We start from the raw sequence: 24326 nt of genomic DNA, 5'->3' as shown, positions 1-24326 counted from the left end.
ATGATGAGCGCACCAGCAGACCTGCGCAGTGCCAGCAGCTCCGCCGGCCGGTCCCTGGCGTCTGAGGCGTCGGGCAACCCCGTCGCCATTCCGCCGATGCCCGACTATAACGGTCGGGTGCTGGCCTATACATCAACTGCCGCTATCATCGTTACCGGCGTTCTTCAGGGCGCTTTTGCCCAATGGCTTCTGTGGCTGGTGGCAGGCGCCCTTACCTGGCCCCACATTGCCCACGCCCTGACCCGCCGGACCTTCCTTAGAAACTCCCCCCGCATACGCCAGAAAATGCTGATTTTTGATTGCGTTGTCGGTGGGGCGTTTATTGGTTGTATCGGACTGATCGTCATTCCCTCCATGGCGGTTGCACTGATGCTGATGTTCAGTTGCCTGATGGTGGGGGGCATCCGCCAGTGGCTTCTGGGAACCGTTTTCATGGCATCGGCCATTGCCGGCACTGTGGCAATCCTTGGCCCGGCAGACGGCCCGCATTCACCGCTACTGACCAGCATCGTATCGATACTCTCAACCGGGCTTTATATCTGCGTCACCGCCTATTACTCCCACCAGCAGGCACGGGCGTTAATGCTGGCAAAGACCCAGATCCAGAACCAGCGGGAGCAGTCCATCGCACTCTCCCACAAGCTGTCGAAATACCTTTCACCCCAGGTTTGGCAGTCCATTTTTACCGGTGAGCGGGACGTTCGGCTGGAGACCCAGCGCAAGAAGTTGGCGGTGTTCTTCTCGGACATCAAGGGCTTCACGGAGCTGTCCGAGGAAATGGAACCCGAGGCCCTGACTGAGTTACTGAATCACTACTTCAATGAAATGTCGGAAGTGGCCCTGAAATATGGCGGCACCATCGACAAGTTCGTCGGCGATTCCATCATGGTGTTCTTTGGCGACCCCACCAGCCGGGGCCAACGGGAAGATGCCTTTGCCTGTGTTTCCATGGCCATCGAGATGCGTAAACACATGAAAATCATGCGCCAGAAATGGCGCAGTCAGGGCATCAAGACCCCGCTGGAAATACGCATGGGCATCAGTACCGGCTACACAACCGTGGGCAACTTCGGCGCTGAAAACCGGATGGATTACACCATCATCGGCAAGGAAGTAAATCTTGCGAGCCGGCTTGAATCCCTTGCGGAACCTGGTGAAATCCTGGTGTCCTACGAGACCTTCTCGCTGATCAAGAACAAGATCATGTGCCGGGACAAGGGCGAGATTACCGTGAAAGGCTTCGGGAAGCCGGTACCGATTTATGAAGTGGTGGATTTCCGGCGCGACATGGGCCCCAACCGCAGCTTCCTGGAGCATGAGCACAGTGGTTTCGCCATGTATCTGGATTCAGACAAGATCACCGAGAAGGAACGCCAGGCCATCCTGACCGCCCTGGAGGACGCCGCAGACCGTCTGCGACGGGAAGAGGATGTTTCCTGAGGCGCGTCCCTGCGCTCACCGCGATTCGAATTACTGACGTATCAGCCGCGGCCCGGCGTCCTTGCCGGTTTCGGTGCTTCGCCATGGATTAATATCCAGCCCGCCACGCCGGGTGTATCGGGCAATCACCGTTAGCGACTCCGGGCTGCATCGCGCCATCAGATCGGTAAACACCGTTTCCACACAATGCTCGTGAAAATCCTGTTTTTGCCGAAAACTCACCACGTAACGCAGCAAGCCAGGCCGGTCGATTTTCGGGCCGGTGTAGCTGACCAACAGGGTGGCCCAGTCCGGCTGGCCCGTCACCGGACAGTTGCTCTTTAGGAGATGGGAGCATAACTGCTCAGTCACCACCTCATTTCCGGCCTCGAGAGACTCGGGTGAATACTCATACACCACATCGCTCACCGGTTCATCATCAATCAACTCGAATCCTTCAGGGCGACCAACCGCCTCCCCGGATTCGTCGACGCTTAACAGGTTGACCTGAACCGCTCCGCCGCAAGCACTGGACAGATCCTGGGTAATTACCTCCGCAACCTGCTCACGGGACGAGTAAACCGCCTGGTTCAGCGAGTTGAGATACAGCTTGAGCGATTTGGACTCGATGATCGATGGCGAAGCGGCCGGAAAGACAATCTGCGCCCAGGCAACCTCCGGCACACCATTTGGCCGAAGCCACGAGATTTCCCAGGCCTGCCACAGGTCCTCGCCAAACCAGGGCCAGCGGCCGTCCTCCAGCCCCAGGCGGCGACGGTTTTCCTCCCTCGCCACCGGGAACAGCAGGCCTGGGTCGTAGTTGTCCGGATAATCGCTTGTCTTGCCAAGCGGAGCGTCATTAAGTGCCATAACTGTTCCTGAAATCAGTGGCGAATGCCTTTACCACGCTCCAGCATTCTCAGGGCAATCACCGAGAGCACGGAGATGAAAACCAGAATCATACCAAGAGAAACAAAGGGATTAACGTCTGACACACCCAGAATCCCGTAGCGGAAGCCGTTCACCATGTACAGGATCGGATTAATCATAGACACCCCCTGCCAGAATCCAGGCAGCAGATCGATACTGTAAAAGACACCGCCAAGATAGGTCAGGGGCGTTAGTACGAATGTTGGGACGATGGAGATGTCATCAAACTTGGTTGCCAGCATGGCGTTAATAAAGCCGCCCACTGCAAACAGTGCGGAAGTCAGAAATACCGTCAGGACCATCATGGGCAGGTTGTGGATGGACAACCGGGTAAACGCCAGTGACAGCAACGTGACGATGAGGCCAATCCCCAGGCCCCGGGCCATGCCTCCGGTCACATAGCCGGACAGGATCACCCAGTTTGGCACCGGCGACACCAGGAGCTCCTCAATGCTGCGCTGGAATTTCATGGAGAAAAACGAAGACACCACGTTGGCGTACGAGCTTGTGATCACTGCCATCATGATCAGCCCGGGTACAATGAACGACATATAATCAAAGCCGCCCATTTCGCCAATCCGGGAACCGATCAGGTTGCCGAAAATAATGAAATACAGGGTCATGGTGACCGCAGGCGGCAGCAGCGTCTGCGCCCAGATACGGGTAAACCGGCGTATCTCCCGGACAACGATGGTGCTGAAGGCTGTGAACAGGGCGTGCGGCGTCATGCTGCACCCTCCACTGCCTTGCTGGATTCTGCGTTCTCTTCAACCAGGCGAAGGAAAAGTTCCTCCAGACGATTGGCCTTGGTTCTCATGCTGACCACCTTGATGCCCAGTCGCTCAAGCTCCACAAATACCTGGTTGAGCCCCTGACCTTTCTCCACTTCCACCTCCAGGGCTCCTTCGGCGTCGAGGCGTGTCGGAAAACCGTTGAGCTCGGGCGCGGAATCGAGGGTCTTCTCGGTGTCCAGCACAAACGTCTCCAGGCTCAGTTGCTGCAGCAAGGCTTTCTTGCTGGTGTGCTTGAGGATCTTGCCATGGTCGATAATGGCAATGTTGCGGCAAAGGGCTTCCGCTTCCTCCAGGTAATGTGTCGTCAGGATGATGGTTGTGCCCTGGCGATTCATCTCTTCCAGAAAGGTCCACATGGACCGGCGCAGCTCAATATCCACACCGGCGGTGGGCTCATCCAGAATCAGCAGTTTCGGTTCGTGGACCAGGGCGCGGGCAATCATCAGACGGCGCTTCATGCCGCCGGAGAGCATCCGGGCCGGGGTGTTCCGCTTGTCCCACAGACCAAGCTTTTTCAGATACTTTTCGGCCGACGCCGAAGCCTGCTTCAACGGAATTCCGTAGTAGCCAGCCTGGGTGGTGACAATATCAAAGACTTTCTCGAACTGGTTGAAGTTGAACTCCTGGGGAACCACGCCGAGGTTCAGCTTGGCATCGGAGAGGTGGGTATCGGTGTCATACCCGAACACCCTCACCTTGCCTGCCGTCTTGTTCACCAGGGAGCAGACAATGCCCAGAGTGGTCGATTTGCCAGCCCCGTTTGGCCCCAGCAAGGCAAAGAAATCCCCCTCGGCGACGTGCAGATCAATCCCCTTGAGAGCCTGAAACCCGTCACCGTAGGTCTTGGTGAGGCCCTCAATTTCCAGTGCATTGGTCATAAACCATCCCGACTCGATGAAAAACGGCCATGAGCGGCCGAAGCCGCCCGCCAGAATTTAGAATGCTATTTATTGTGACAAAGTCGCTGATTTCAAGGCCCTTATGGGCCGGTGATGTCCCCGGGTCAATAACGGAAACTGCGACAGGAATCCCGATTTGAGGCAAACCCCGCCCTTATAATGCGGTTACAACAATTTACAAAAGGGGCTGCCGCACCCTGGGTGCGGGCGCGCTGAATCGAAGGGAATGTACGACCAACCATGAGATCCGTTCACCGCATCCGACTAACGTTTACACTGCTTGGCGCCCTCGCCCTCTCTGGCTGCCTGGACGATGACGGCGGTTCCGGCGACGATACCAGCACCGGCCAGGTCAACTTCAACGGCTTTAACGGCCTCTCCTACCAGACCGCGAGTCAATCGGGCACTACGAACGCTGCAGGAGAGTTCCGCTACTATCCCGGCGAAACACTAACCTTCCGCGTTGGGGACCTGCCACTGGTCAGCGGTGTGCCGGCCCGGCGATACGTAAACCTGCTCGAATTCTTCGAAGCCACCCGCACAGAGCTGCAAACGCCAATGGTGGATGACGAAGGCCTGAGCACCCATACACTGACCGAGCAACAGGTTCTGGAGAACACAACCCTGATGAACCTGTCCCGATTTCTGATGCTTCTGAACTGGAGCCAGAATGTCGCGGAGGGCGAAGGGGTCGATATCCGAGACCGGATGATTGCGCAGTTGAATGCTGCCCTTCCGGACCTGACAGCACCAATTGACTTCAGCGTCAGCGAATCGGAGTTCACTGCGACGGATCCCATGTCCCCGGCTAACCAGCTGCTGGCCGCAATCTGCTTTTACCCGGAAGACGATGAACTTTGTGAGGACCCGCCCACCCAGGAGGAAATCGACAACGCGCCTCCACGGCCAGAAAATGACGAGGATCGCGATCCGGACATTGAATACAGTGAGGATCTGCAGGCAAAAAAGGACAGAATCGAAAATGCCGTGCGTACCATGGAAGACATCGACTCGGAAGATGCGCAGACCTACTTGACGCGGGAACTCAAGGCCATCAGTACAACCGTCGCTAACCGTTATTTCCTGGATGAGGACGTAGCCAGCCATCCGGCAACGGATACCGCCCTGAAGCAGGTTGCGGTGCGAAAGATTGGAGGCGGACTATCTCTGGCGGAACTGGAAGCGATCAGTACGCGCCCCCAGGATGTCCAGATCAACTCAGCGGACTGGCAGAGCGGAGACGTGGAGTATTTTGTGGCAGGCCCCTCCGGCGGCGAATCCGAGCTTCTGCTCAGCTTCCGTCCGGAGGATACCTATCGGTGGGTTCGCAAACAGCTGCGCGTGATTATCCGCTGATCAGGCGGGACAGGCTCCAGCGGGACTCCACACCGGTAACATCGTAATAGGATGGGTCCAGTCCTTCCGTGCCATGGGGCAGGCACTCACGAATTCGCACGGTTTCTGCTGCTTCCCTGCCTTCGTTGTACTTTGCCAGATCAATGATCTTGGCGGTTTTCAACGGCCTGGCAGCGGCATCGGTCATAACCATAACGCGGGGCCAGAGCCGACGTTCCGGAGAATGGGACACGACGATGCCACGCTGGCCGTCGGTCAGTTCCACGAGACTGCCGGTGGGGTAGATACCAATTGCCTGGATGAAATTCTCAACCAGGTCTTCCTGGAACTCGATGTTGCGCATCTCGTAGAGCAGCGTTACTGCCTTCGCTGGCGTCATAGGTTCGGCGTGGGAGCGAGGCGCAATCAACGATTCAAAAAATTCCGCAATGCCGGCCACCTTGGCCAGTAACGGAATGCGATCCCCCCGCACACCTTCCGGGAAACCAGAACCGTTATGACGCTCGCGATGCCCCTGGACCACACTGAGCACGGCACGTGAGAGCCCACTGTTCTCCAGCATGGCAACACCACGGGCAACGTAACCACGGTAGGTAAGATATTCCTCGGCACTCAACTGACCTTCCCGGGCCAGCAACTCCGGCGGCAGCGTGGTCTTGCCCACCTGTGACAGCAAACAACCCAGGCCAAGATGATTCAGAAGCCCTTCGTTCAAACCCAGATGACGACCACACACCAGGGCCCAAACCGATGTATTCAAGGCATGCCGGTACAGGTAACTGTCATGGGCACGGGTGCGACTCAGCCACAATAACGCATCGGGCTGGCGAACAACGCTGCTCACCATTTTGCTGGTGATCGCGGCGATCGGTCTCAGATCCGGTACGCCTTCGGCACGGAGAGTCTCGAAAAGCTGGTCCAGCGCCAGCTCCATATCGTCTAGCAGGCGTTTGGACGTTTTCATTTCCTTTTTCAGACTGGTGACAGTCTCGTAGGTTACCGGCTCCCGAATGCTCAGTGGCGGCAACTGAAGCTGCTCTCGCCCGCCACCACGCTTGTTCAGTGTCTTGCCGAAAACCGGCTTGCTATCGCCTTTTACTTCTTTTGTTTCCCTCGCTTCCGCGACATCGACCATGACCCACTTGCAGTGGGAAACCAGAGCGCGGATGTCATCCTGGGACCGGATATGAAAACCCTGGATAGGGAACGGGGTCTGGTGCCATGGTCTATCCAGATCAGACACGAACATGCCCACTTCCAGATCATGAACTGCGACTTTTTTCTGTTGGACACCCACGGGCCACCTCACACAACAAACTTTTCGATAGCTACCATTCTGACCGAACCGCCGGAAGACACAATTACAATATCGTATCGCCAGGTAACCCAAACGCGACAAAACGTAACGCTAATGTTCAACAGGAAACAAAATGTAGCAACGTGATGGGAGTCACATATCAACGTCAGAAAGTGTCACTCTGCGTCACATACCGATTCATCAAATTCAGGCAATCGGGACCGCATTGAACCCCGCGGCGCCTTCCGGACATAAACCGTGTACGGAACTGATGATGCTCGCAGATAGTCAAGGTTCAGGGCGTCATCACCCTCACCCTCTGCCAAGACGGCAGGGGTACAGGACACCAGCAACTCCAGTTTCCCTTCTATTTCTGCAATACGGGCATCCGGATCCGCCGGATTGATGGACATGCAGCGGGTTGAGCCGCTTGCCGGCTGCCCCGTCTGCGCCACCAGATCCCGGCCCGCTTCGCCACAGGCACGAATACCCTCGCCGCAGGCACTCGCCTCTTCGTCATCGCGGAGGCGCCAGACACGGTCGCTGCACTGGGTTTCCAGCTTCACGGGCGTGGCTTTATCGCCGGCAAACCACCAACCAGGATACTCCGCGCTTTGCCAGGACAGCCGTACGTGTCTTGGCTCACCGGATGAATTCTCAGCCGGAAACATCGCAAAATGTGAGTAATAGCTCGCACAGCCCGATACGGAAACCAGGACAAGGCTTGCAATAATCGGCTTGTAAGCTCTGGAAAAGACTGAAAAGATCATCTGGCTGTTGCATCCCTGACAGCGGTTGGTTGAACACTGCCATTATCCACGGCAGGGGCATTCAATCCGTCTATCAGTCACCATTTTGATCAAACTGGAGGCCGTACCCGTCGTTGGTTTTGCGCACGACCACCATTTCAAGTATCGGTGCTGGAACAGGTAGCCCCTGCACCTGCACGGTAACTGTGTCGCCGAGGTTTGGCGCAAATGGCTCAGTGTCCACAACGATGAAAACACCGCCGTCGGAGATATCGCGGGTCGAGAATATGAACTCGCCGAGCTCCTCGTGAACCACCTTTACTTTCGCACTCATTGCCGTGCGTATGTGCTCTCTTCGATCGTTCCCATCCATTTGAGGATTCCACTACTTTTTGCATAGTTTTTATAGTCTTCCGAAGCATAACACCATTTTCAGAAAAATATGCCAACGGAGAGATTGACTCTGGAGTCAATGGAAATGAGAATGGTTGGCGTTTTTAAAAACTTGCCGATCCTGGCAAAGCAAATTAATACCGGAAACACCCGAAAGGATGGGAATATGCGAATGAAACTGGCTGCTACCGCAGCAATCGCCCTCTCTGCCATGCCCATGGCCGCCTCCGCAGATGGCGAGGTCAATATCTACTCATACCGTCAGGCATATCTGCTCGAACCCCTGCTGAACGCTTTTGAACAGGAAACCGGCATCCAGAGCAACGTGGTCTTTGCCAAACAGGGTCTGGCCGAGCGACTGGAGCGCGAGGGTCGCAACAGCCCGGCAGATTTGGTGATGACCGTTGATATTTCCCGCCTCAACGAGCTGGTAGAACGTGATCTCGTTCAGAACGTCGACAACGAGACTCTGGAAGAGAACATTCCGGAAAACCTGCGCCATCCCGAGGGCAAGTGGTTTGCCCTGACCACCCGCGGGCGCCTGATCTTCGTTTCCAAGGACCGCGTGGAAGAAGGTGAGATCACCACCTACGAACAACTGGCAGACGACAAGTGGAACAACCGTATCTGTACTCGCAGCGGCAAGCACCCCTACAACATCGCCCTGTTCTCCTCCATGATCGCACACCATGGTGAAGCCGAAACCGAGAAGTGGCTGGAAGGCCTGAAAGACAATCTGGCCCGCAAACCCCAGGGTGGCGACCGCGACCAGATCAAGGCTATTGCCGAGGGCGTATGCGACGTCTCCATTGGTAACAGCTACTACTATGGCAATATGCTGCAGGATGAGAACCAGCGGCCGATTGCCGAACAGGTACGGCTTGTATTTCCGAACGCCGAAGGCCGGGGCACTCACGTAAATATCAGTGGTATTTCACTGACCAAGAGCGCGCCTAACCGCGAGAACGCCATCAAACTGATGGAATTCCTGTCTTCACCGAAAGCCCAGCGTATCTACGCTGAGGCAAACACGGAATACCCGGCAAACCCGGAGGTTAAGCCTTCCGGACTGGTTGCCGAGTGGGGTGAGATCAACCCCGACAACCTGTCACTGCAGGAGATTGCAGATAACCGCAATGCCGCAGTCAAACTGGTTGACCGCGTCGATTACGACGGCGAGTAATCGCCAACAGTGAGGGTGGTTTGACCACCCTCACATGCCCTTTGGCGGGCGCTTCCCTCTTCCGGTATGACACCAGTCGTTGCAGGCATCAGGTCAGGTGACTACAATCTGCAGCCTTCAATTGGACAGACTCCACATCCAGGCGCAGGGACACTATGAGCGAGGCCGCAACCAGCGTTAATCCAGGGCTATCCCAGCCCCTGCTGGCTAAGCGTACCTCTCCAAAATGGATGATCAGCGCACTTCTGACCACCGCCATCGTCGCCCTTCCGGTTCTCTCCGTTATTTTTCTGGCGTTTTTTCCCGAAGAGAACATCTGGCCACACCTGATCGAAACCACCCTTCCCCGGTACCTGACAACCACGCTCAAACTGATGATTGGGGTGGGTGCCCTTACCCTGGTTATAGGCCTGGCGTCGGCCTGGGCGGTCACCATGTGCGAGTTTCCGGGTCGCAAATTCTTTGAGTGGGCGATGCTGCTACCATTTGCAGTGCCCGCCTACGTTATTGCCTATGTGTACACAAGCCTCCTGGACTACGCTGGCCCCGTTCAGGGTGCCTTGCGAGACCTGTTCGGCTGGAGCAGTGCCGCAGACTACTGGTTCCCGGAAATTCGCAGCCTCGAAGGCGCCACGCTGATGATCGGGCTGGTCTTGTATCCCTACGTTTACCTTCTGGCCCGCGCCGCCTTTCTGGAACAGTCCCCGTCTCTGTTCGCGGTCAGCCGCAGTCTCGGCCACTCCGCGCTGAGCACGTTCTTCAGGGTGGTTCTGCCCATCGCCCGACCGGCGGTAGCCGTCGGCCTTTCCCTGGTGCTGATGGAAACCCTGAACGATTTTGGTACCGTGGACTTCTTTGCCGTCCAGACCCTGACCGCTGGCCTGTTTGATACCTGGATGAACCTCGGCAACCTCGGCGGGGCAGCTCAAATAGCCACCACAATGCTGATCTTCGTGGTGATCCTGGTTACCCTGGAACGGTATTCCCGCAGACGCCAGCAACAGTTCGCAGCGCGGGACAACCGTGAGCCGATCCAGCGCTTCACCATGTCCTTCCCGCGCCAGATGATTTGCGTAGCGGTTTGCGCCTTACCGGTTCTGTTCGGTTTCGTGATTCCCGGTGCAACCCTCGGGCTCTATGCGTGGGAATACTTCGGTGAAAGCTGGAACCCGGATTTTGTCCGAAACACCTTCAACAGCCTTTTCCTCTCTGGCACGGCAGCCCTCACTACTCTGCTGATTGGTGTTACGCTCGCCTACAGCCGCCGACTGCACAACACTCGCAAAATGCAGGTACTGATGCGCCTTTCCAGCCTGGGCTATGCCATGCCCGGCGCCGTGCTGGCTGTTGGTGTGATTGTGCCCCTGGCAGGTTTTGACAACTGGCTGGATAGCCTGATGCGGGACGTATTCGGAATCAGCACGGGCCTGTTACTGAGTGGCTCGGCCTTCGCCCTGGTGTTTGCCTACACCGTGCGATTCCTTGCCGTTTCGGCCGGTAGCGTGGAGAGTGCGTTGCAGAAGATTACCCCGAGCATGGACATGGCGTCCCGCTCTCTGGGCCACACCCCGGGCAACACCCTGGTCAGGGTTCACTTGCCAATGTTGCGAGGCACATTGGTAACAGCGGCCCTGGTGGTTTTCGTCGATTGCATGAAGGAATTGCCGGCCACCCTGATACTCAGGCCGTTCAACTTCGAGACACTGGCGACCTACGTGTACCAGTTCGCCTCTGACGAGCGCCTGTACCACAGCGCCCTGCCCGCCCTGATTATTGTTCTGGCTGGCATCATTCCGATTATTCTGATGAGCCGCTCAATCTCCAACAGCCGGTCAATTGCCTGACCAGCTCAGAACGTTACCCGGGATTTCACATCCTGAACCACGAACCGCCCCTGGAAAACCGCCACAGGATCCCCCTCAGGCATTGTGTTTGGTTCGCCGCAAAAAACCTCTGCCGTCAGATCCAGCCGTCCCTTGCCATGCCGGGCCAGACTTTTGCGAAAACGTTCCGGTACCTCCTCACCGGGCAGGCGGCAGATCACATAGAAATCGGAAGACACGGGCTCGAGGTAGTCGATATTCCCGCTCTGCACCACCACATTGCCCTTTAAGCCAAGATCCCATAGTGCCAATTCAGTCAGGCCCCAGGCCGCAGTAACCGCCGCAGAGTACACGCTGCCTCCGAACCCCGTACCCTGGTGGTTCTTGTTGGGTTCCAGCGGCGCACTGAGCAGCAGCGAATGGCCATCCCAGGAATGCAATTGAATCCCCAACGCCCGGGAAAGGGGAATTTCGTCCTGGATACGCTTCTGGAAAAGGGACAACTGGCTCATAACATCCTCCTGATATTCATCCAGTTTAGGCCCGCTTTCTCCTTTTCCCTATGCGACTTACGTCGGTTTTCTTCCGGCAAAAAAAGCCCGGCAGAGCCGGGCTATAACATCTTCATTTCGAATCGGGCGTTTTACTGCCAGATAACCGGCTGACGCTGTGCATACCAGTTGTCCACTTGCTCCTGATACGCATCCTCAACCACGTTGCGCTTGAGCTTCATGGTCGGCGTGAGGAAGCTGTTCTCGATCGACCACTCGTCGCTCATTACGGTGATGAACGCCAGCTGTTCGTGCGGATCCACGGTCTTGTTCACATCGGCAATCAGCTTCTTGAAGCTTTCTTCGATTTCCTTACGGAAGGCTTCATCCGCCATTTTCGGCCGGGACTCCTCGGCCAGCATCACCAGCGCGTGGGGCTGGGTCTGATTGCCACCGGAGACACACACCATCTCGATGGCATCGTGGGACATCAGACGGTTCTCAATGGGTGCAGGCGCAATATACTTGCCCTTGCTGGTCTTGAAGATTTCCTTGATGCGACCGGTGATCTTGAGCCGGCCCATCTCATCAATTTCACCCTTGTCGCCAGTCTTCAGGAAGCCATCCTCGGTGAAGGTCTCCCGGGTTTTCTCTTCGTCCTTGTAGTAGCCCATCATGGTGGCCGGGCTCTTGATCTGAATCTCTCCCTCCGGGCTGATGCGGGTTTCAACCCCCGGCGCGGACTCACCAACGTAACCGGTTCTTGAGCGCCCTGGCTTGCTCATGTGGGAGTAGGCAAAGTTTTCAGACATGCCATAGCCCTCAAGCAACTCGAGGCCGAGGTTGCGGTACCAGTCCAGAACGTCGCTCGCGAGGGGGGCTGAGCCACTGCCTGCCAGCTTGACCTTGTCCAGACCAAGGCCCTTCAGGATTTTCTTCTTGATCAGTTTGTTGACCACCGGAATCTTCAGCAGCCGGTCCAGCTTCTTCTTCGGCAGCTTCTGGAGCACACCGTGCTGGAATTTCACCCACAGGCGCGGTACCGAGAGGAACAGCGTTGGCTGCGCACGCTGCAAATCCTGCACGAAGGTGTCCAGAGATTCTGCAAAATACAGGTGGAAACCCGCATAGAGCGAGGCCAGCTCAACAAAGGTACGCTCGAACACGTGAGCCAGCGGGAGGTACGACAACATGCGCTCCTCGGAGCTCACACCGAGTACCTCCATGCCGCCCTCTGCCGCATAGGCCATGTTGTAAAAGCTGAGCATGACGCCCTTGGGTTTACCGGTGCTGCCTGAGGTGTAAACGATGGTGGCCAGTTCGTCGGCATCACGCTTAACATTTTCTTCCAGAGGCGGATACTTGGCGACGATATCGTCCCAGGTTTCGAAATCATTGGGAGGGCTCAGCGGGAAGGAGATGCAACGCACGGATTCCGGCACGCCCGGTTTCATCATGTCCCAGTCGTCCAGCTTGCCGACAAACACCACCTCGCACTCGGCGTGGTTCAGGATGTAGTTAACGGTGTCGGCATTCAGGGTGGGATACAGCGGAACGGAAATGTGACCGGCCATCCAGATGGCCCAGTCGGTCATGATCCAGTGGGCGCAGTTCTTGGAGATCAGGCCGATGCGGCTCTTTTCGGGGAGATTCAGCGATTTGAGGTAAGACGCCATGCGCCGCGCCTCATCCACCGCCCGACCCCAGGTGTAGTCGACGGTTTTGCCGTCGCCAATGGGCTGGGTCATGTATACGGAGTTCGCCTTGGCCTTCTCCCAGTGATCAACCATATCCAGGGGAAGCTTGTTTGTTGTGTCCATGGACCTTCCTTGCAGTTCGTTATTCGAGTTATAGATGATTTATTATTAGACTTTCGTAGGGTATTTCAACATAGTATGAGCGGTCAAAACGTGACACAAGCAAAATAATTTCCAACTGCATCTATTGCAACCAAAACGCCGCCACCGGCAACATCCCCTACCCCTTGAACCCCTTGCCTGTGGTAAACTTCCGCCCCTTCAGATTCGCAACATATCAGTTAACCTACCCGGAGATGGGCATATGGCCAAGACAACCCTGCGCACCCTGTTCGGTGCCACCCTGCTGGCGCTGGCAACACTTGTTCAGGCACAGGAACCCCGCGTTGTAGCCATCACACAGATTGTGGAACACCCGGCACTGGACGCCGTCTACCAGGGCATAAAAGATGAACTCGCCGAGCGCGGCTTCAAAGAGGGCGACAACCTCGAAGTGATGCACGAAAGTGCCCAGGGCAACTCTGCCATTGCTTCCCAGATTGCTCGCAAATTCGTTGGTGAGAGTCCCGACGTGATCGTGGCGATTGCAACGCCTTCCGCGCAAACCGTTGCCGCTGCGGCCCGCAATACACCGGTGATTTTCTCCGCTGTGACCGACCCGCTTGGCGCCAAGCTGGTAAGTAATCTGGAGGCGCCTGGCGCCAACATTACCGGCGTAAGCGACATGCTGCCCATCGACAAACACCTGGACATGCTGCAGCGCGTAATGCCCGATGCCAAACGCATTGGCACGGTGTACAACCCGGGCGAAGCCAATGCCGTCTCCCTGGTGGAACTGCTCGAAGAGCGCCTCGCGGCGCGTGGCCTTGAACTGGTAAAAGGTGCTGCCACCAAAACTTCCGAGGTTCTGGGCGCGGCCCGCTCCCTGGTGGGTAAAGCAGACGCCATCTACCTGACCACAGACAATACCGTGATCAGTGCTGCCGAAGCCGTCATCTCTGTTGGTGAGCGCGCCAGCATTCCGGTATTCGCGGCAGACACCGCTACCGTTGAGCGCGGTGCCGTTGCAGCACTCGGGTTTGATTACTACGACCATGGCCGCCAGACCGGCGTGATGGTTGCCCGGGTATTGAATGGCGAGAAACCCGGCGAAATGGCGGTTGAAACCATGGAGAAGCTGGACCTGTTCGTGAACCCGGCCGCCGCAGAGCGCATGGGCATCACCCTGTCAGATGATGTAATCGCAGACGCGAAGAAAGTGATCGACAGCGCCAAGTAATCCCCCTGAACCCAACGGGCGGCCCTCACGAGGGGCTGCCCGTTTTATCATTGGTGATACCCGACCATGCTGAGTAACATCGCTCTTTATGGTGCCATTGAGACCGGACTGATCTACGGCCTGGTCGCCTTCGGCATCTACCTCTCCTTCCGGGTGCTGGATTTCCCGGATCTCACTGTAGATGGCAGCTTTCCCCTCGGTGCTGCCGTTGCCGCCGTACTGATCATTGAAGGCTGGAACCCGTGGTTAGCCACAGGCTGTGCCGTCATGGCCGGCATGGCCGCAGGCGCGGTAACAGCACTGCTGAATGTGAAACTCAACATTCTTAATCTGCTTGCCTCGATCCTGACCATGATTGCGCTCTATTCAGTCAACCTGCGCATCATGGGCCGCCCGAACGTGGCCCTGCTGACCGAAGAAACCGTGCTGACGCCCTGGTACGACCTGGATCTGGCCTACCATCAGGTACCGGTGCTTCTGTTCGTTATTGTGGTCTTTGTTGCCCTTATCCTGCTGTGGCGTTTCATGAAATCCGAAACCGGTCTGGCCATGCGAGCCACTGGCGCCAACGCCAGAATGGCCCGGGCACAGGGCATCGCCACCGGCGCCATGATTGTTCTCGGCGTTGCCGTTTCCAACGGCCTTGTCGGACTTGCCGGTGCGCTCTTTGCCCAGAGCCAGGGTGCAGCCGATGTTACCATGGGCGTAGGGGTGATCGTCATTGGCCTTGCCTCCCTGATTGGCGGTGAAGCCGTGGTGACTCCCTCGACCGTGGTACGCGCGCTCATCGCGTGCGTGGTGGGCGCAATCATCTACCGACTGGCCATTGCCTTCGCTCTGAATGCGGATTTCCTGGGACTGCAGGCCCAGGATCTGAACCTGATTACCGCGGTTCTGGTTACCCTGGCCATCGTTTTGCCCGGCGTACGTTCATCCATTGCCGGCAAACTTTCCCGTAGCAAGGCCTAAGGAGGCGACATGATCAGTGCAACCGATCTCCGGCTTACCTTTGGCAGGGGCACACCGCTGGAAAACCCGGCCCTTCGGGGTATGAGCCTGACCGTTAACCAGGGTGAGTTCGTCACCGTGATAGGCAGCAACGGCGCCGGCAAATCCACCTTTCTGAATGCCCTCGCCGGCGAAGTGCTGGTAGACAGCGGCCAGATCATCGTGGACAACCTGGACGTCACCAAACTGCCGACCCACAAACGGGCCGGCCGTGTTGCCCGGGTATTCCAGGACCCACTGGCCGGTACCTGCGAGGGCCTCAGCATCGAGGAAAACCTCGCCCTGGCCATCAAACGTGGCCAACGCCGCGGCCTCACCAGCGCCGTGAAGAAGCAGTACATGGAAAAATTCAGGGACAGCCTTTCGTCCCTGAATCTGGGCCTGGAAAAACGTCTTGGCGACAAGATGGGCCTGCTCTCCGGGGGTCAGCGCCAGGCCGTGAGCCTGCTGATGGCGAGCCTAACGCCCTCGAGCATCCTGCTGCTGGACGAACACACGGCCGCGCTGGACCCGAAAACCGCTGCATTCGTGCTGGAACTCACCACCAAGATCATCGAAGAGCAGAAGCTCACGGCACTGATGGTAACCCACAGCATGAAGCAGGCACTGGAAGTCGGCAGCCGCACGGTAATGCTGCACCAGGGCCAGGTGGTATTCGATATCGTAGGCAAAGATCGGGAAGGTCTGGAAGTGAAGGATCTGCTCGGGCTGTTTGAAAAGCAGCGTGGGCTGGAAGTGGACGACGACAGCCTGTTGCTGGGCTGATAAAAAAACGGGGCCAGACTGGCCCCCGTTTCCCCTCCGGGCCCGCTTGTTTTTGTGACTTTTCGACCGGAATCGCACAATTCGCTATTGACACCACATCCTCACAAAACCACAACATGTAGTGGTTTTGAACCTTTAGCCCCAAACCGCTGTTTTAGAAAAAATTTCCCGGATTCAAGTCGGTTTTGATTGATTTTCTTTGCCCCGAAGCGTCTATCAATAGTTGCGTTCTTATTCACAGAACACTATATCCTGTTATACTCGTTTCAGATTCAGCCCATATATAGTGTTTAAAAAGAAAACAGGCCCAAGGCCAATCAGACGATTCTCAAGGGGTATGGCGCCGCCGGTATAAGGACTGGCGCCATCAAAAGAAGACATACCGGAAGACAGAGGGTGGAAATGAACGCTAAGGCACAGGCAGTGGTAACGACAATCCCGATGCAGGAAGCCTCGATCGACATCTGGCACAGTAAATATCAGTTGAAGACCAAGACCGGCGAGCCCGTAGACAAGGACATCAACGCAACCTACGAACGTGTTGCCAAAGCCCTTGCCGAGGTGGAAAACAAATCCGTACGCACCCAGCACATGAAGAACTTCATCTGGGCCCTGCAGAACGGCGCCATTCCCGCCGGCCGGATTACCTCCAATGCGGGTGCCGAAGCACACAAGCCGGCAACCTCCACCATTAACTGCACCGTTTCCGGCACCGTTCAGGACTCCATGAACGACATCCTGGAAAAGAACCACGAAGCCGGCCTTACCCTCAAGGCAGGTTGTGGTATCGGTTATGAATTCTCCACCCTGCGCCCGAAAGGCGCGTATGTGGCCGGCGCCGGGGCAACCACCTCCGGCCCGCTGTCGTTCATGGATATCTTCGATCGCATGTGCTTTACCGTGTCCTCTGCCGGTGGCCGCCGTGGCGCCCAGATGGCCACCTTCGATGTGCACCATCCGGACGTGATCGATTTCATCCAGGCCAAGCGTGAAGACGGTCGCCTGCGCCAGTTCAACCTTTCGCTGCTGATCACCGAAGACTTCATCGAAGCCGTACGCAACGGCGACGACTGGCACCTCTCCTTCCCTGTTACCCAGAAGGAAGTGGAAGACGAAAAGCTGGACCTGAGCGACGAGAGCCAGTTCGTATACCGTGATTTCCCCGAACAGAAAGGCTACGTGGTGAACGGGGAAGGCAAGGTTGCCTGCCGCATCTACCGCACCCTGAAAGCCCAGTTCATCTGGGACACCATCATGACCAGCACCTACGACTACGCCGAGCCGGGATTCATCCTGATCGACAAGGTCAACCAGATGAACAACAACTGGTTCTGCGAAGACATCCGCGCCACCAACCCCTGCGGTGAGCAGCCCCTGCCCCCGTACGGCAGTTGCCTGCTGGGCTCGGTGAACCTGACCATGTTCGTGGACTACCCGTTCACCGACAAGGCCAGCTTCAACTACGAGAAGTACCGCAAGGTGGTGGGCATCTTCACCCGCATGCTGGACAACGTGGTAGAGATCAACGGCCTGCCGCTGGCCGAGCAGCGCCACGAAATCACCTACAAGCGCCGCCACGGCATGGGCATCCTGGGCCTGGGTTCCACCCTCGCCATGCTGCGCATGCCCTACGGTTCTGCAGAATCCGTACAGTTCACCGAAGAAGTCGTGCGTGAAATGGCCGTGGAAGGCTGGCGCCAGTCCCTCGCCCTGGCCGAAGAAAAAGGCGTTGCGCCAATCATGGACGACGAGTTCGAAATTACCCCGAAAATGCTCACCAAGTGCCCGCAGCTGTCTGAAGACGGCTACAAACTGGGCGACAAGGTGAAAGGCCGCATCCTGCACGCCAAGTACAGCAAGTACATGCAGCAGATTGCCAACGTGGAACCGAAGCTGGTGGAAGAACTGGCCGAGAAAGGTGGCCGCTTTACCCACCACACCTCCATCGCGCCGACCGGCACCATCAGCCTGTCTCTGGCCAATAACGCCAGTAACGGCATCGAGCCGAGCTTCTCGCACCACTACGCGCGTAACATCATCCGCGAAGGCCGGAAGACAAAAGAGAAGGTAGACGTATTTTCCTTCGAGCTGCTCGCATATCGTCATATGGTGAACCCGGGCGCCATGCCGTTCTCCGATGACGAGGACAAGAAGCTGCCGGCCTACTTCACCACCTCCGACGACGTAACACCGTCGCAGCACGTGGACATCCAGGCCGCCGCCCAGAAGTGGGTAGATTCCTCGATTTCCAAGACCGCGAACGTTCCGACAGACTTCGCCTACCAGGACTTCAAGGACATTTACCTCTACGCCTACGACATGGGCCTGAAGGGTTGCACCACTTTCCGCTTCAACCCGGAAGCCTTCCAGGGCGTACTGGTTAAGGAAAAAGACCTCGAGAACACATTGTACGAGTTCACCCTGGACGATGGCAGCAAGGTCACCCTCAAGGGCAACGAGCAGGTAGAGTACGACGGCGAAATCCACAACGCCGCCAACCTGTTTGACGCGCTTAAAGAAGGCACCTACGGCAAGTACTGATCCGGGAACCGACACAGGAAAACGAACATGACAGTTAAAATCAGAAACAAAATCGTCGGCTACCGCGTAAAGAAGGTCGACCCCGAAGCTACCGAACACCAGGCACCGGTGCACGCAGAAACCAAGCCCGTTCAGATGAACGAATACATCGAACGGCCGGACTTCCTGCTGGGCACCACCTACAAGATCAAGCCGCCGGTGGCTGAGCACGCGATGTACATCACCATCAACGACATCCTGCTCAACGAAGGCACCGACCACGAAAGCCGGCAGCCGTACGAAGTGTTCATCAACTCCAAGTCGATGGAACACTTCCAGTGGGTCATCGCCCTCACCCGCGTTATCTCTGCGGTATTCCGCAAGGGTGGCGACGTAACCTTCCTGGTGGAAGAGCTGCGTAGCGTGTACGACCCCAACGGCGGCTACTTCAAGAAAGGCGGCGTGTTCATGCCGTCCCTGGTCGCTGAAATCGGCGCCGTGATTGAGAAGCACCTGAAGGCCATCGGCCTGCTGGAAAGCGAGGAAATGAGCGAAACCACCAAGCGCATCCTCGCTGAAAAGCGCGCCGAGTTCGAAGCCAGCCACAGCACGGCCACGAACGACGAAAAAGCCGACGACTACCCACCCAACGCCACCATGTGCGGCAAGTGCAGCACCAAGGCGGTGATTGTGATGGACGGCTGTGCGACTTGCCTCTCCTGCGGCGATAGCAAGTGCGGTTGAGATGATGAGCGGCACTGAGTAACAAGAAGGCCTGGAGTGAGAACTTCGGGCCTTTTTGTTTGGTGGGCAGGAAAAGTCATCGGTTTTATCGAAAAATTGGTGATCTCAGGAAAAGCAGTCGTTGTGATCGTTTTTATAGAAGTTTTGAGGCAAGTTTGGAATTCAAGATATTGAGATTTTTTGAACTTTTGGTTCGATTGGCAAAGTGGTCATTCTGGATAGTTGGTCGGAAAAATGGTCATCGCGACCAATATAAAAATGTTATACATGAGAGGGAACTCAGGTGAGCCTGAAAGATCACTTTGAATTGCTGTCCATATACAACCAATGGATGAATTCCAAAATTTACGAGTCTGCAAGTTCGCTCTCTGCAACAGACTTAACTCAGGATCGCGGGGCTTTTTTCGGCTCTATTCTTGGAACTCTGAATCACATCGTCGTTGGTGACACGATCTGGCTGAAGCGGTTTGCCAACCATCCATCCTGCGTGGGCTCGTTGCAGGAGGTCGCCAACCTTCCAAATCCGACAAGCCTAAGCCAGATAGTGTTTGACGATATTGGTAGCTTATTCGAACATCGGACTTGGCTTGACCGGCAGATTATTAGCTGGGTAGCCGGGTTAACCCAAAGCGATCTGGATTTCGTTCTCAGCTACCACAACACCAAAGGGATTCCGGCCAATAAGCGATATTCGAGTCTTGTCCTTCATTTTTTTAACCATCAGGCTCATCATCGAGGGCAAGTTTCCGCTCTATTATCACAGGCAGGTGCGGACGTTGGGGTTACTGACCTATTGGCTCTGATTCCGAAGGAAACTCACGTATAACCAGTCGCTGTAGTGCGTTCCCGGCCCGAGGGCCGTCCACCGGACGCCACTGTCGTGGCGCCGCTAAGCTCAGCGTTATGCAGTAATTCTCAGGCCATATTGACAAGCGTCACGTGACGCAATACACTTCGTTTCATGATCAAATCCTTTGCTGACAAACGAACCCAAGAACTTTACTCCAAGGGCAAGTCAAAGAAATTTCCTGCGGATGTTGCATCGAGAGCCGCTAGAAAACTTGAATACGTGGATCTGGCCGTACAGTTAGAGGATTTGAAAGTGCCGCCTGGCAATCGCCTTCACCCGCTGTCGGGAGACAGGCAGGGGCAGCATGCAATTTCAATAAATGATCAGTGGCGTATCTGTTTTCGTTTTGAAGATGGCGATGCGTATGAAGTCGAGGTGTGTGACTACCACTGAGTGAGGGGATGACTATGGCTATTCTTAATACTGCCGGTATGCAGCGCAAACCGACTCATCCTGGCGAAATGCTGAGGGAGGATTTTCTTCCGGACTATGGCCTGACTGTTTCGGGGTTGGCTGAGTCTCTGGGTGTCTCTCGCCAGTCAGTTAATGAATTACTGCGCGAGCGTCGTGCTGTCAGCCCTGAAATGGCGCTTAGGCTTGCACGTTTGTTTGGTAATTCGCCGGAATTCTGGCTGAATGCGCAGCGATCTGTTGATCTTTGGACCGCCGCTCAGTCGGTCAAGGAAGAAGTGGATCGGATCAAGCCGCTACATGCTGCATAACCAGGCCATGCACCGGATGCCAAAACCTCCGCTTCGCTCTGGTTTTGTCACCGGTGATAGCGGGCGTTGAGGCTGTAGAAAAAGTCCCAGAATCGCTGCTCCAGACCTGGTAGGATCAGGGCATCGCAGCCCGACAAGGATCCGTCCCATGCCCCGCTTCAAGCACTACAACTACGACCAGGATGCGATGGTCGTGATCAACTACCAGGAACAGCTCCAGCCCGGCACCTTCGAGCACGCGGTGCACTACCTGATCGAGCACAAGCTTGATCTGTCAGTCTTTCATCCGAAGTACCGCAACGAAGACACCGGCCGGCTGGCCTACGATCCGGCCATCCTGCTGAAGATCATCCTGTTCGCCTATTCCAAAGGCATCACCTCGAGCCGCGAGATGCAGTGGTGCTGCGAGACCAATATCATCTTCAAGGCACTGTCTTGCGATACCGTTCCCCACTTCACGACATTGGCCAAGTTTGTCAGCAGCCATTCCGGCGAGATTGAAGAACTGTTCGAGCAGGTGCTGCTGGTGTGTCACGAGCGGGGCTTATTGGGCAACGAACTCTTTGCCATCGACGGCTGCAAGATGTCCTCCAACGCTGCCAAGGAATGGTCGGGTACCTTCAAGGAACTGGGAGAGAAACGAGAGAAGTTGCGACGACTGATCCGTCACCACTTGAAGGAACATTACGAGCGTGACGAGACGGAGACCGAAGCTGAACTGGATCGGGATATTCGCCGTGCAAACACCATCCTCTCGCTGGATGAAGCCATGAACAAAGTGGACCGCTTCCTAAAGACGAACCGCCCAAGGATGGGCCGGGGGAAGCGGAGCAAGGAAGTGAAGAGCAACCTGACTGACAACGAAAGCGCCAAGATGACCACCAGCAAGGGCACGATCCAGGGCTATAACGGTGTGGCCACGGTGGACAGGAAACACCAGGTGATCATCGATGCCCAGGCCTTTGGCGAAGGCCAGGAACACCACACTCTACAACCGGTCCTGGAAACGGTCGAAGCCCGTTTCAAAAAACTGGGCATTGCCGAGAGCATCTACCAGCAAGGCACTGTGATCACCGCCGACACCGGCTTCGCCAACGAAGCCAACATGAAGTACCTGCACGAACGGCAGATCAACGGCTACGTGCCAGACAACCGGTTCCGCAGTCGAGATCCGAAGTTCCAGAACCAGAAAGACAAATACGGCAAACGTCATCAGAAGCTGCCGGATACTGGCTGGAAGAAGACCATCCCGGCCAGTGAATTCCAGTTCGATCCGGTCACTATGACCTGTATCTGCCCAGCCGGGAAATCCTTGCATTACGAGGGCACGAGAACGGATCAGAATGGTGTGCCCCGGGCTCATTTCCAGGGCCGGTTACTCCAGTGTCGTCAGTGTTCCAGGAAACACCAGTGCATGCAGAACCCGGAATCTGCAAATCATCGCAAGGGCAAAGGACGGCAGGTCTCCTACACCCTGGAGCTAAAGCGCGGGCCCACTTACACCGACTGGATGAAGCAACGCGTCGACAGCCGGCAGGGCAAAGAGATCTACAGTCACCGCATGTCGGTGGTAGAACCGGTGTTCGGCAACATTGGCACGACCAAACGGCTGAACCGCTTCAGTCTGCGGGGCAAGAAGAAAGTACAGGGCCAGTGGCAGCTATACTGCCTGGTGCACAATATTGAGAAGCTGGCGAATTACGGGCAGTTGGCGGCGTGACACAAAGAGCAGAAGGCCGGAAACGTGGTCGCTGGTTGCCAGCAGGACTGACACTGACCCCATCAAATGGGCGAAACTGATGGCTGATCATCGGAATGGCGATAATCGACTAGCTGGTGGCCGCTACAAAAATTTTAGGAATCAGGCGCTGGGAACGACTCGGAATCGGGTTTTTCTACAGCCTCGTTATATGTTTTGACACCTGATACGTTGCAGGGTACATTCAAGGAATGATTCGAAGCTTCAAACACAAGGGCTTGGCAAAATTCTTCAAGTCCGGCAGCACTGCAGGGATTCAGGCCGCTCATGAAAAGAGGCTTCGGCTCATTCTCGGTAGATTGAATGCAGCATCGAATGCCAAAGATATGGACTTACCCGGTCTTCGCTTGCACGAGCTCTCTGGCAATCGTGCCGGAATCTGGTCAGTGACCGTCAGCGGTAACTGGCGAGTGACCTTTCGATTCGAAGACGGAGATGCCGAGATTGTGAACTACGAAGATTATCACTGAGGTACCGCCAATGTTAATGCACAACCCTCCACACCCGGGTGAAGTGCTGCGAGAGCTTTGTCTTGAGCCCCTTGGCCTTTCTGTCACAGCAGCAGCAGAGGCATTGGGCGTTAGCCGCAAAACGCTGAGTGCCGTGTTGAATGGCAAGGCCGGCATCAGTCCAGAAATGGCGATCCGGCTCTCTATCGCTTTCGATACCTCGGCAGAAAGCTGGCTAAATCAGCAGTCCCAATATGAACTTTGGCATGCTGAACAACACCGCAAAGAGCTCAACGTGAAGAAGCTTGTTGCAGCCTGAAGCAGCACATAACCAGGCCATGCACCGGATGCCAAAACCTCCGCTTCGCTGCGGTTCTGTCACCGGTGATGTCGGGAGTTATGTGGTGCCAACCATGCTAAAATTGCCGGTTTTGAACAATGTTTAATCACGGATAGCCAGGACGCTACTTATCACAGAAAGGAACTCTCACCATGAGCAATCTGATTGCCGCCTGCGTCGGCGATATGCACGTTTGCCCGATCAAAGGGCACGGCTCTTCCCCCATCATGCCAAACGGCTCCAGCATCCTTGTTGAAGGTAAACCTATCGCTCGCGTTGGTGATGTCACCGGCTGTGGTGCGGTTATTACTCAAGGCTACCCGTTGGCGTTAGCCGATGGTATGCCGGTGGCATACCTTGGCAGCCCCACCAGTCATGGTGGTTCCATTGTCAGCGGTAATCCACGAGTGATTTTGGGTGTCGCCACGAATACGGCACCGGTTGTGGACTTCGCCATGGCTGGTGCGCTGGATGACAAAGGCCAGCTTACCCCTGCCGCCAAAGAGTTGCTGGACAAAGATCCGCAGGAGTTTGTGCGCAAAGCTGCGCAGAAAGGCGCGTTGATTGACGAAGGTGTTTCTGACGAATCGCCAGAGGATTCGCCCGAAGAAGAGAACCGTCCTAAGGTCCGGGTGGAGGCTGGCATCTTTTTCGATGGCACCGGCAACAACCGCGATAACACACAGACGTACCAGCGACAGATGGACGATTGTCTTACGGCCAATGCGGCTGGGGCCATCTCCGAGGACGAGTGCAGTGCCGAACTGTCGCAGGTGATGGAAGGCAGTTACCTCAGTGC

At 56.2% G+C, this 24326-nt stretch carries 24 protein-coding genes; 16 read left to right on the top strand and 8 right to left on the bottom strand.

Features of this window, described 5'->3' with window-relative positions; translation table 11 throughout:
• Complete coding sequence (locus KYE_RS13410) at positions 1-1440, top strand: adenylate/guanylate cyclase domain-containing protein (RefSeq protein WP_008174282.1); 1440 nt, start codon at positions 1-3, stop codon at positions 1438-1440.
• Positions 1441-1470: 30 nt separating this feature from the next.
• Here KYE_RS13410 and queF read toward each other — a convergent pair whose 3' ends face one another.
• The 3 genes from queF to KYE_RS13395 are packed head-to-tail and all read right to left on the bottom strand — an operon-like array spanning position 1471 to position 4021.
• Complete coding sequence (queF, locus tag KYE_RS13405) at positions 1471-2289, bottom strand: NADPH-dependent 7-cyano-7-deazaguanine reductase QueF (protein WP_008174281.1); 819 nt, start codon at positions 2287-2289, stop codon at positions 1471-1473.
• A gap of 14 nt (positions 2290-2303) precedes the next feature.
• Positions 2304-3077 (bottom strand): ABC transporter permease, encoded by a 774-nt coding sequence (locus KYE_RS13400; RefSeq protein WP_008174280.1) that lies wholly within the window; start codon positions 3075-3077, stop codon positions 2304-2306.
• On the bottom strand, positions 3074-4021 hold the full coding sequence (locus tag KYE_RS13395; RefSeq protein WP_008174279.1) for an ABC transporter ATP-binding protein: 948 nt from the start codon (positions 4019-4021) through the stop codon (positions 3074-3076). The genes KYE_RS13400 and KYE_RS13395 overlap by 4 nt, the downstream gene beginning before the upstream one ends.
• A gap of 261 nt (positions 4022-4282) precedes the next feature.
• Here KYE_RS13395 and KYE_RS13390 point away from each other — a divergent pair, with 261 nt between their 5' ends.
• Positions 4283-5398, top strand: coding sequence for a hypothetical protein (locus tag KYE_RS13390; protein WP_008174278.1), 1116 nt, complete (start codon positions 4283-4285; stop codon positions 5396-5398).
• On the opposite strand, the gene KYE_RS13385 is transcribed toward KYE_RS13390, so the two are convergent.
• The 3 genes from KYE_RS13385 to KYE_RS13375 form a co-directional block, all read right to left on the bottom strand.
• Positions 5388-6695: an HD-GYP domain-containing protein gene (locus KYE_RS13385; RefSeq protein WP_008174277.1), complete on the bottom strand. Its 1308-nt coding sequence runs from the start codon at positions 6693-6695 to the stop codon at positions 5388-5390. The genes KYE_RS13390 and KYE_RS13385 overlap by 11 nt on opposite strands.
• Before the next feature lie 176 nt (positions 6696-6871).
• The gene (locus tag KYE_RS13380) at positions 6872-7465 is read right to left on the bottom strand and encodes a hypothetical protein (RefSeq protein WP_008174276.1); all 594 of its coding nucleotides are present in this window, start codon (positions 7463-7465) and stop codon (positions 6872-6874) included.
• A 73-nt stretch (positions 7466-7538) separates the two neighbouring features.
• A complete protein-coding gene (locus tag KYE_RS13375; RefSeq protein ID WP_008174275.1) occupies positions 7539-7817 on the bottom strand; it encodes a PilZ domain-containing protein in 279 nt (92 codons plus the stop codon).
• Between the two features lie 186 nt (positions 7818-8003).
• Between KYE_RS13375 and KYE_RS13370 the strand changes: the two genes are divergently transcribed.
• Together KYE_RS13370 and KYE_RS13365 are read left to right on the top strand one after the other, a co-directional pair.
• Positions 8004-9020: a Fe(3+) ABC transporter substrate-binding protein gene (locus KYE_RS13370; RefSeq protein WP_039882044.1), complete on the top strand. Its 1017-nt coding sequence runs from the start codon at positions 8004-8006 to the stop codon at positions 9018-9020.
• Between the two features lie 155 nt (positions 9021-9175).
• Entirely contained in the window at positions 9176-10864 is a 1689-nt protein-coding gene (locus KYE_RS13365) for an ABC transporter permease (RefSeq protein WP_008174273.1), read from the top strand.
• Positions 10865-10869: 5 nt separating this feature from the next.
• Here the strand turns inward: KYE_RS13365 and KYE_RS13360 are convergent, their stop codons facing one another.
• Both KYE_RS13360 and KYE_RS13355 read right to left on the bottom strand, forming a co-directional pair.
• On the bottom strand, positions 10870-11355 hold the full coding sequence (locus KYE_RS13360; protein WP_008174272.1) for a thioesterase domain-containing protein: 486 nt from the start codon (positions 11353-11355) through the stop codon (positions 10870-10872).
• Positions 11356-11486: 131 nt separating this feature from the next.
• Entirely contained in the window at positions 11487-13154 is a 1668-nt protein-coding gene (locus tag KYE_RS13355; RefSeq protein WP_008174271.1) for an AMP-binding protein, read from the bottom strand.
• Positions 13155-13395: 241 nt separating this feature from the next.
• Here KYE_RS13355 and KYE_RS13350 point away from each other — a divergent pair, with 241 nt between their 5' ends.
• From KYE_RS13350 to KYE_RS20905, 12 genes are all read left to right on the top strand, one after another.
• Positions 13396-14370 (top strand): ABC transporter substrate-binding protein, encoded by a 975-nt coding sequence (locus KYE_RS13350; protein ID WP_008174270.1) that lies wholly within the window; start codon positions 13396-13398, stop codon positions 14368-14370.
• A gap of 66 nt (positions 14371-14436) precedes the next feature.
• On the top strand, positions 14437-15339 hold the full coding sequence (locus KYE_RS13345; RefSeq protein WP_008174269.1) for an ABC transporter permease: 903 nt from the start codon (positions 14437-14439) through the stop codon (positions 15337-15339).
• A 9-nt stretch (positions 15340-15348) separates the two neighbouring features.
• On the top strand, positions 15349-16143 hold the full coding sequence (locus KYE_RS13340; RefSeq protein WP_008174268.1) for an ABC transporter ATP-binding protein: 795 nt from the start codon (positions 15349-15351) through the stop codon (positions 16141-16143).
• Positions 16144-16545: 402 nt separating this feature from the next.
• The gene (locus KYE_RS13335; RefSeq protein WP_039882043.1) at positions 16546-18684 is read left to right on the top strand and encodes an adenosylcobalamin-dependent ribonucleoside-diphosphate reductase; all 2139 of its coding nucleotides are present in this window, start codon (positions 16546-16548) and stop codon (positions 18682-18684) included.
• Between the two features lie 27 nt (positions 18685-18711).
• Positions 18712-19407, top strand: coding sequence for a hypothetical protein (locus KYE_RS13330; protein WP_008174265.1), 696 nt, complete (start codon positions 18712-18714; stop codon positions 19405-19407).
• 283 nt (positions 19408-19690) lie between these two features.
• The gene (locus KYE_RS13325; RefSeq protein WP_008174262.1) at positions 19691-20233 is read left to right on the top strand and encodes a DinB family protein; all 543 of its coding nucleotides are present in this window, start codon (positions 19691-19693) and stop codon (positions 20231-20233) included.
• A 135-nt stretch (positions 20234-20368) separates the two neighbouring features.
• On the top strand, positions 20369-20650 hold the full coding sequence (locus KYE_RS13320) for a type II toxin-antitoxin system RelE/ParE family toxin (protein WP_008174260.1): 282 nt from the start codon (positions 20369-20371) through the stop codon (positions 20648-20650).
• Between the two features lie 14 nt (positions 20651-20664).
• Positions 20665-20979, top strand: coding sequence for a HigA family addiction module antitoxin (locus KYE_RS13315; protein WP_008174257.1), 315 nt, complete (start codon positions 20665-20667; stop codon positions 20977-20979).
• Positions 20980-21127: 148 nt separating this feature from the next.
• Positions 21128-22699, top strand: coding sequence for a transposase (locus tag KYE_RS13310; protein WP_008174256.1), 1572 nt, complete (start codon positions 21128-21130; stop codon positions 22697-22699).
• Between the two features lie 230 nt (positions 22700-22929).
• Complete coding sequence (locus KYE_RS13305; protein ID WP_008174254.1) at positions 22930-23208, top strand: type II toxin-antitoxin system RelE/ParE family toxin; 279 nt, start codon at positions 22930-22932, stop codon at positions 23206-23208.
• 10 nt (positions 23209-23218) lie between these two features.
• On the top strand, positions 23219-23506 hold the full coding sequence (locus KYE_RS13300) for a HigA family addiction module antitoxin (protein ID WP_036148342.1): 288 nt from the start codon (positions 23219-23221) through the stop codon (positions 23504-23506).
• 173 nt (positions 23507-23679) lie between these two features.
• The coding region (locus tag KYE_RS20905; protein ID WP_008174249.1) for a PAAR domain-containing protein at positions 23680-24326 on the top strand (647 nt) is incomplete at its 3' end.

It is taken from the genome of Marinobacter manganoxydans MnI7-9 (genome assembly GCF_000235625.1).
Lineage (GTDB): Bacteria > Pseudomonadota > Gammaproteobacteria > Pseudomonadales > Oleiphilaceae > Marinobacter > Marinobacter manganoxydans.
The sequence above is the reverse complement of the archived record's forward strand: the minus strand, read 5'-3'. Positions and strand labels throughout refer to the sequence as shown.

What these genes read in the sequence shown, in the direction of transcription:
- KYE_RS13410 (WP_008174282.1), top strand. Translation starts at nt 1, where the DNA reads ATGATGAGCGCACCAGCAGACCTGCGCAGTGCCAGCAGCTCCGCCGGC.
- queF (WP_008174281.1), bottom strand. Translation starts at nt 2,289, where the DNA reads ATGGCACTTAATGACGCTCCGCTTGGCAAGACAAGCGATTATCCGGAC.
- KYE_RS13400 (WP_008174280.1), bottom strand. Translation starts at nt 3,077, where the DNA reads ATGACGCCGCACGCCCTGTTCACAGCCTTCAGCACCATCGTTGTCCGG.
- KYE_RS13395 (WP_008174279.1), bottom strand. Translation starts at nt 4,021, where the DNA reads ATGACCAATGCACTGGAAATTGAGGGCCTCACCAAGACCTACGGTGAC.
- KYE_RS13390 (WP_008174278.1), top strand. Translation starts at nt 4,283, where the DNA reads ATGAGATCCGTTCACCGCATCCGACTAACGTTTACACTGCTTGGCGCC.
- KYE_RS13380 (WP_008174276.1), bottom strand. Translation starts at nt 7,465, where the DNA reads ATGATCTTTTCAGTCTTTTCCAGAGCTTACAAGCCGATTATTGCAAGC.
- KYE_RS13375 (WP_008174275.1), bottom strand. Translation starts at nt 7,817, where the DNA reads ATGGATGGGAACGATCGAAGAGAGCACATACGCACGGCAATGAGTGCG.
- KYE_RS13370 (WP_039882044.1), top strand. Translation starts at nt 8,004, where the DNA reads ATGCGAATGAAACTGGCTGCTACCGCAGCAATCGCCCTCTCTGCCATG.
- KYE_RS13365 (WP_008174273.1), top strand. Translation starts at nt 9,176, where the DNA reads ATGAGCGAGGCCGCAACCAGCGTTAATCCAGGGCTATCCCAGCCCCTG.
- KYE_RS13360 (WP_008174272.1), bottom strand. Translation starts at nt 11,355, where the DNA reads ATGAGCCAGTTGTCCCTTTTCCAGAAGCGTATCCAGGACGAAATTCCC.
- KYE_RS13355 (WP_008174271.1), bottom strand. Translation starts at nt 13,154, where the DNA reads ATGGACACAACAAACAAGCTTCCCCTGGATATGGTTGATCACTGGGAG.
- KYE_RS13350 (WP_008174270.1), top strand. Translation starts at nt 13,396, where the DNA reads ATGGCCAAGACAACCCTGCGCACCCTGTTCGGTGCCACCCTGCTGGCG.
- KYE_RS13345 (WP_008174269.1), top strand. Translation starts at nt 14,437, where the DNA reads ATGCTGAGTAACATCGCTCTTTATGGTGCCATTGAGACCGGACTGATC.
- KYE_RS13340 (WP_008174268.1), top strand. Translation starts at nt 15,349, where the DNA reads ATGATCAGTGCAACCGATCTCCGGCTTACCTTTGGCAGGGGCACACCG.
- KYE_RS13335 (WP_039882043.1), top strand. Translation starts at nt 16,546, where the DNA reads ATGAACGCTAAGGCACAGGCAGTGGTAACGACAATCCCGATGCAGGAA.
- KYE_RS13330 (WP_008174265.1), top strand. Translation starts at nt 18,712, where the DNA reads ATGACAGTTAAAATCAGAAACAAAATCGTCGGCTACCGCGTAAAGAAG.
- KYE_RS13320 (WP_008174260.1), top strand. Translation starts at nt 20,369, where the DNA reads ATGATCAAATCCTTTGCTGACAAACGAACCCAAGAACTTTACTCCAAG.
- KYE_RS13315 (WP_008174257.1), top strand. Translation starts at nt 20,665, where the DNA reads ATGGCTATTCTTAATACTGCCGGTATGCAGCGCAAACCGACTCATCCT.
- KYE_RS13310 (WP_008174256.1), top strand. Translation starts at nt 21,128, where the DNA reads ATGCCCCGCTTCAAGCACTACAACTACGACCAGGATGCGATGGTCGTG.
- KYE_RS13305 (WP_008174254.1), top strand. Translation starts at nt 22,930, where the DNA reads ATGATTCGAAGCTTCAAACACAAGGGCTTGGCAAAATTCTTCAAGTCC.
- KYE_RS13300 (WP_036148342.1), top strand. Translation starts at nt 23,219, where the DNA reads ATGTTAATGCACAACCCTCCACACCCGGGTGAAGTGCTGCGAGAGCTT.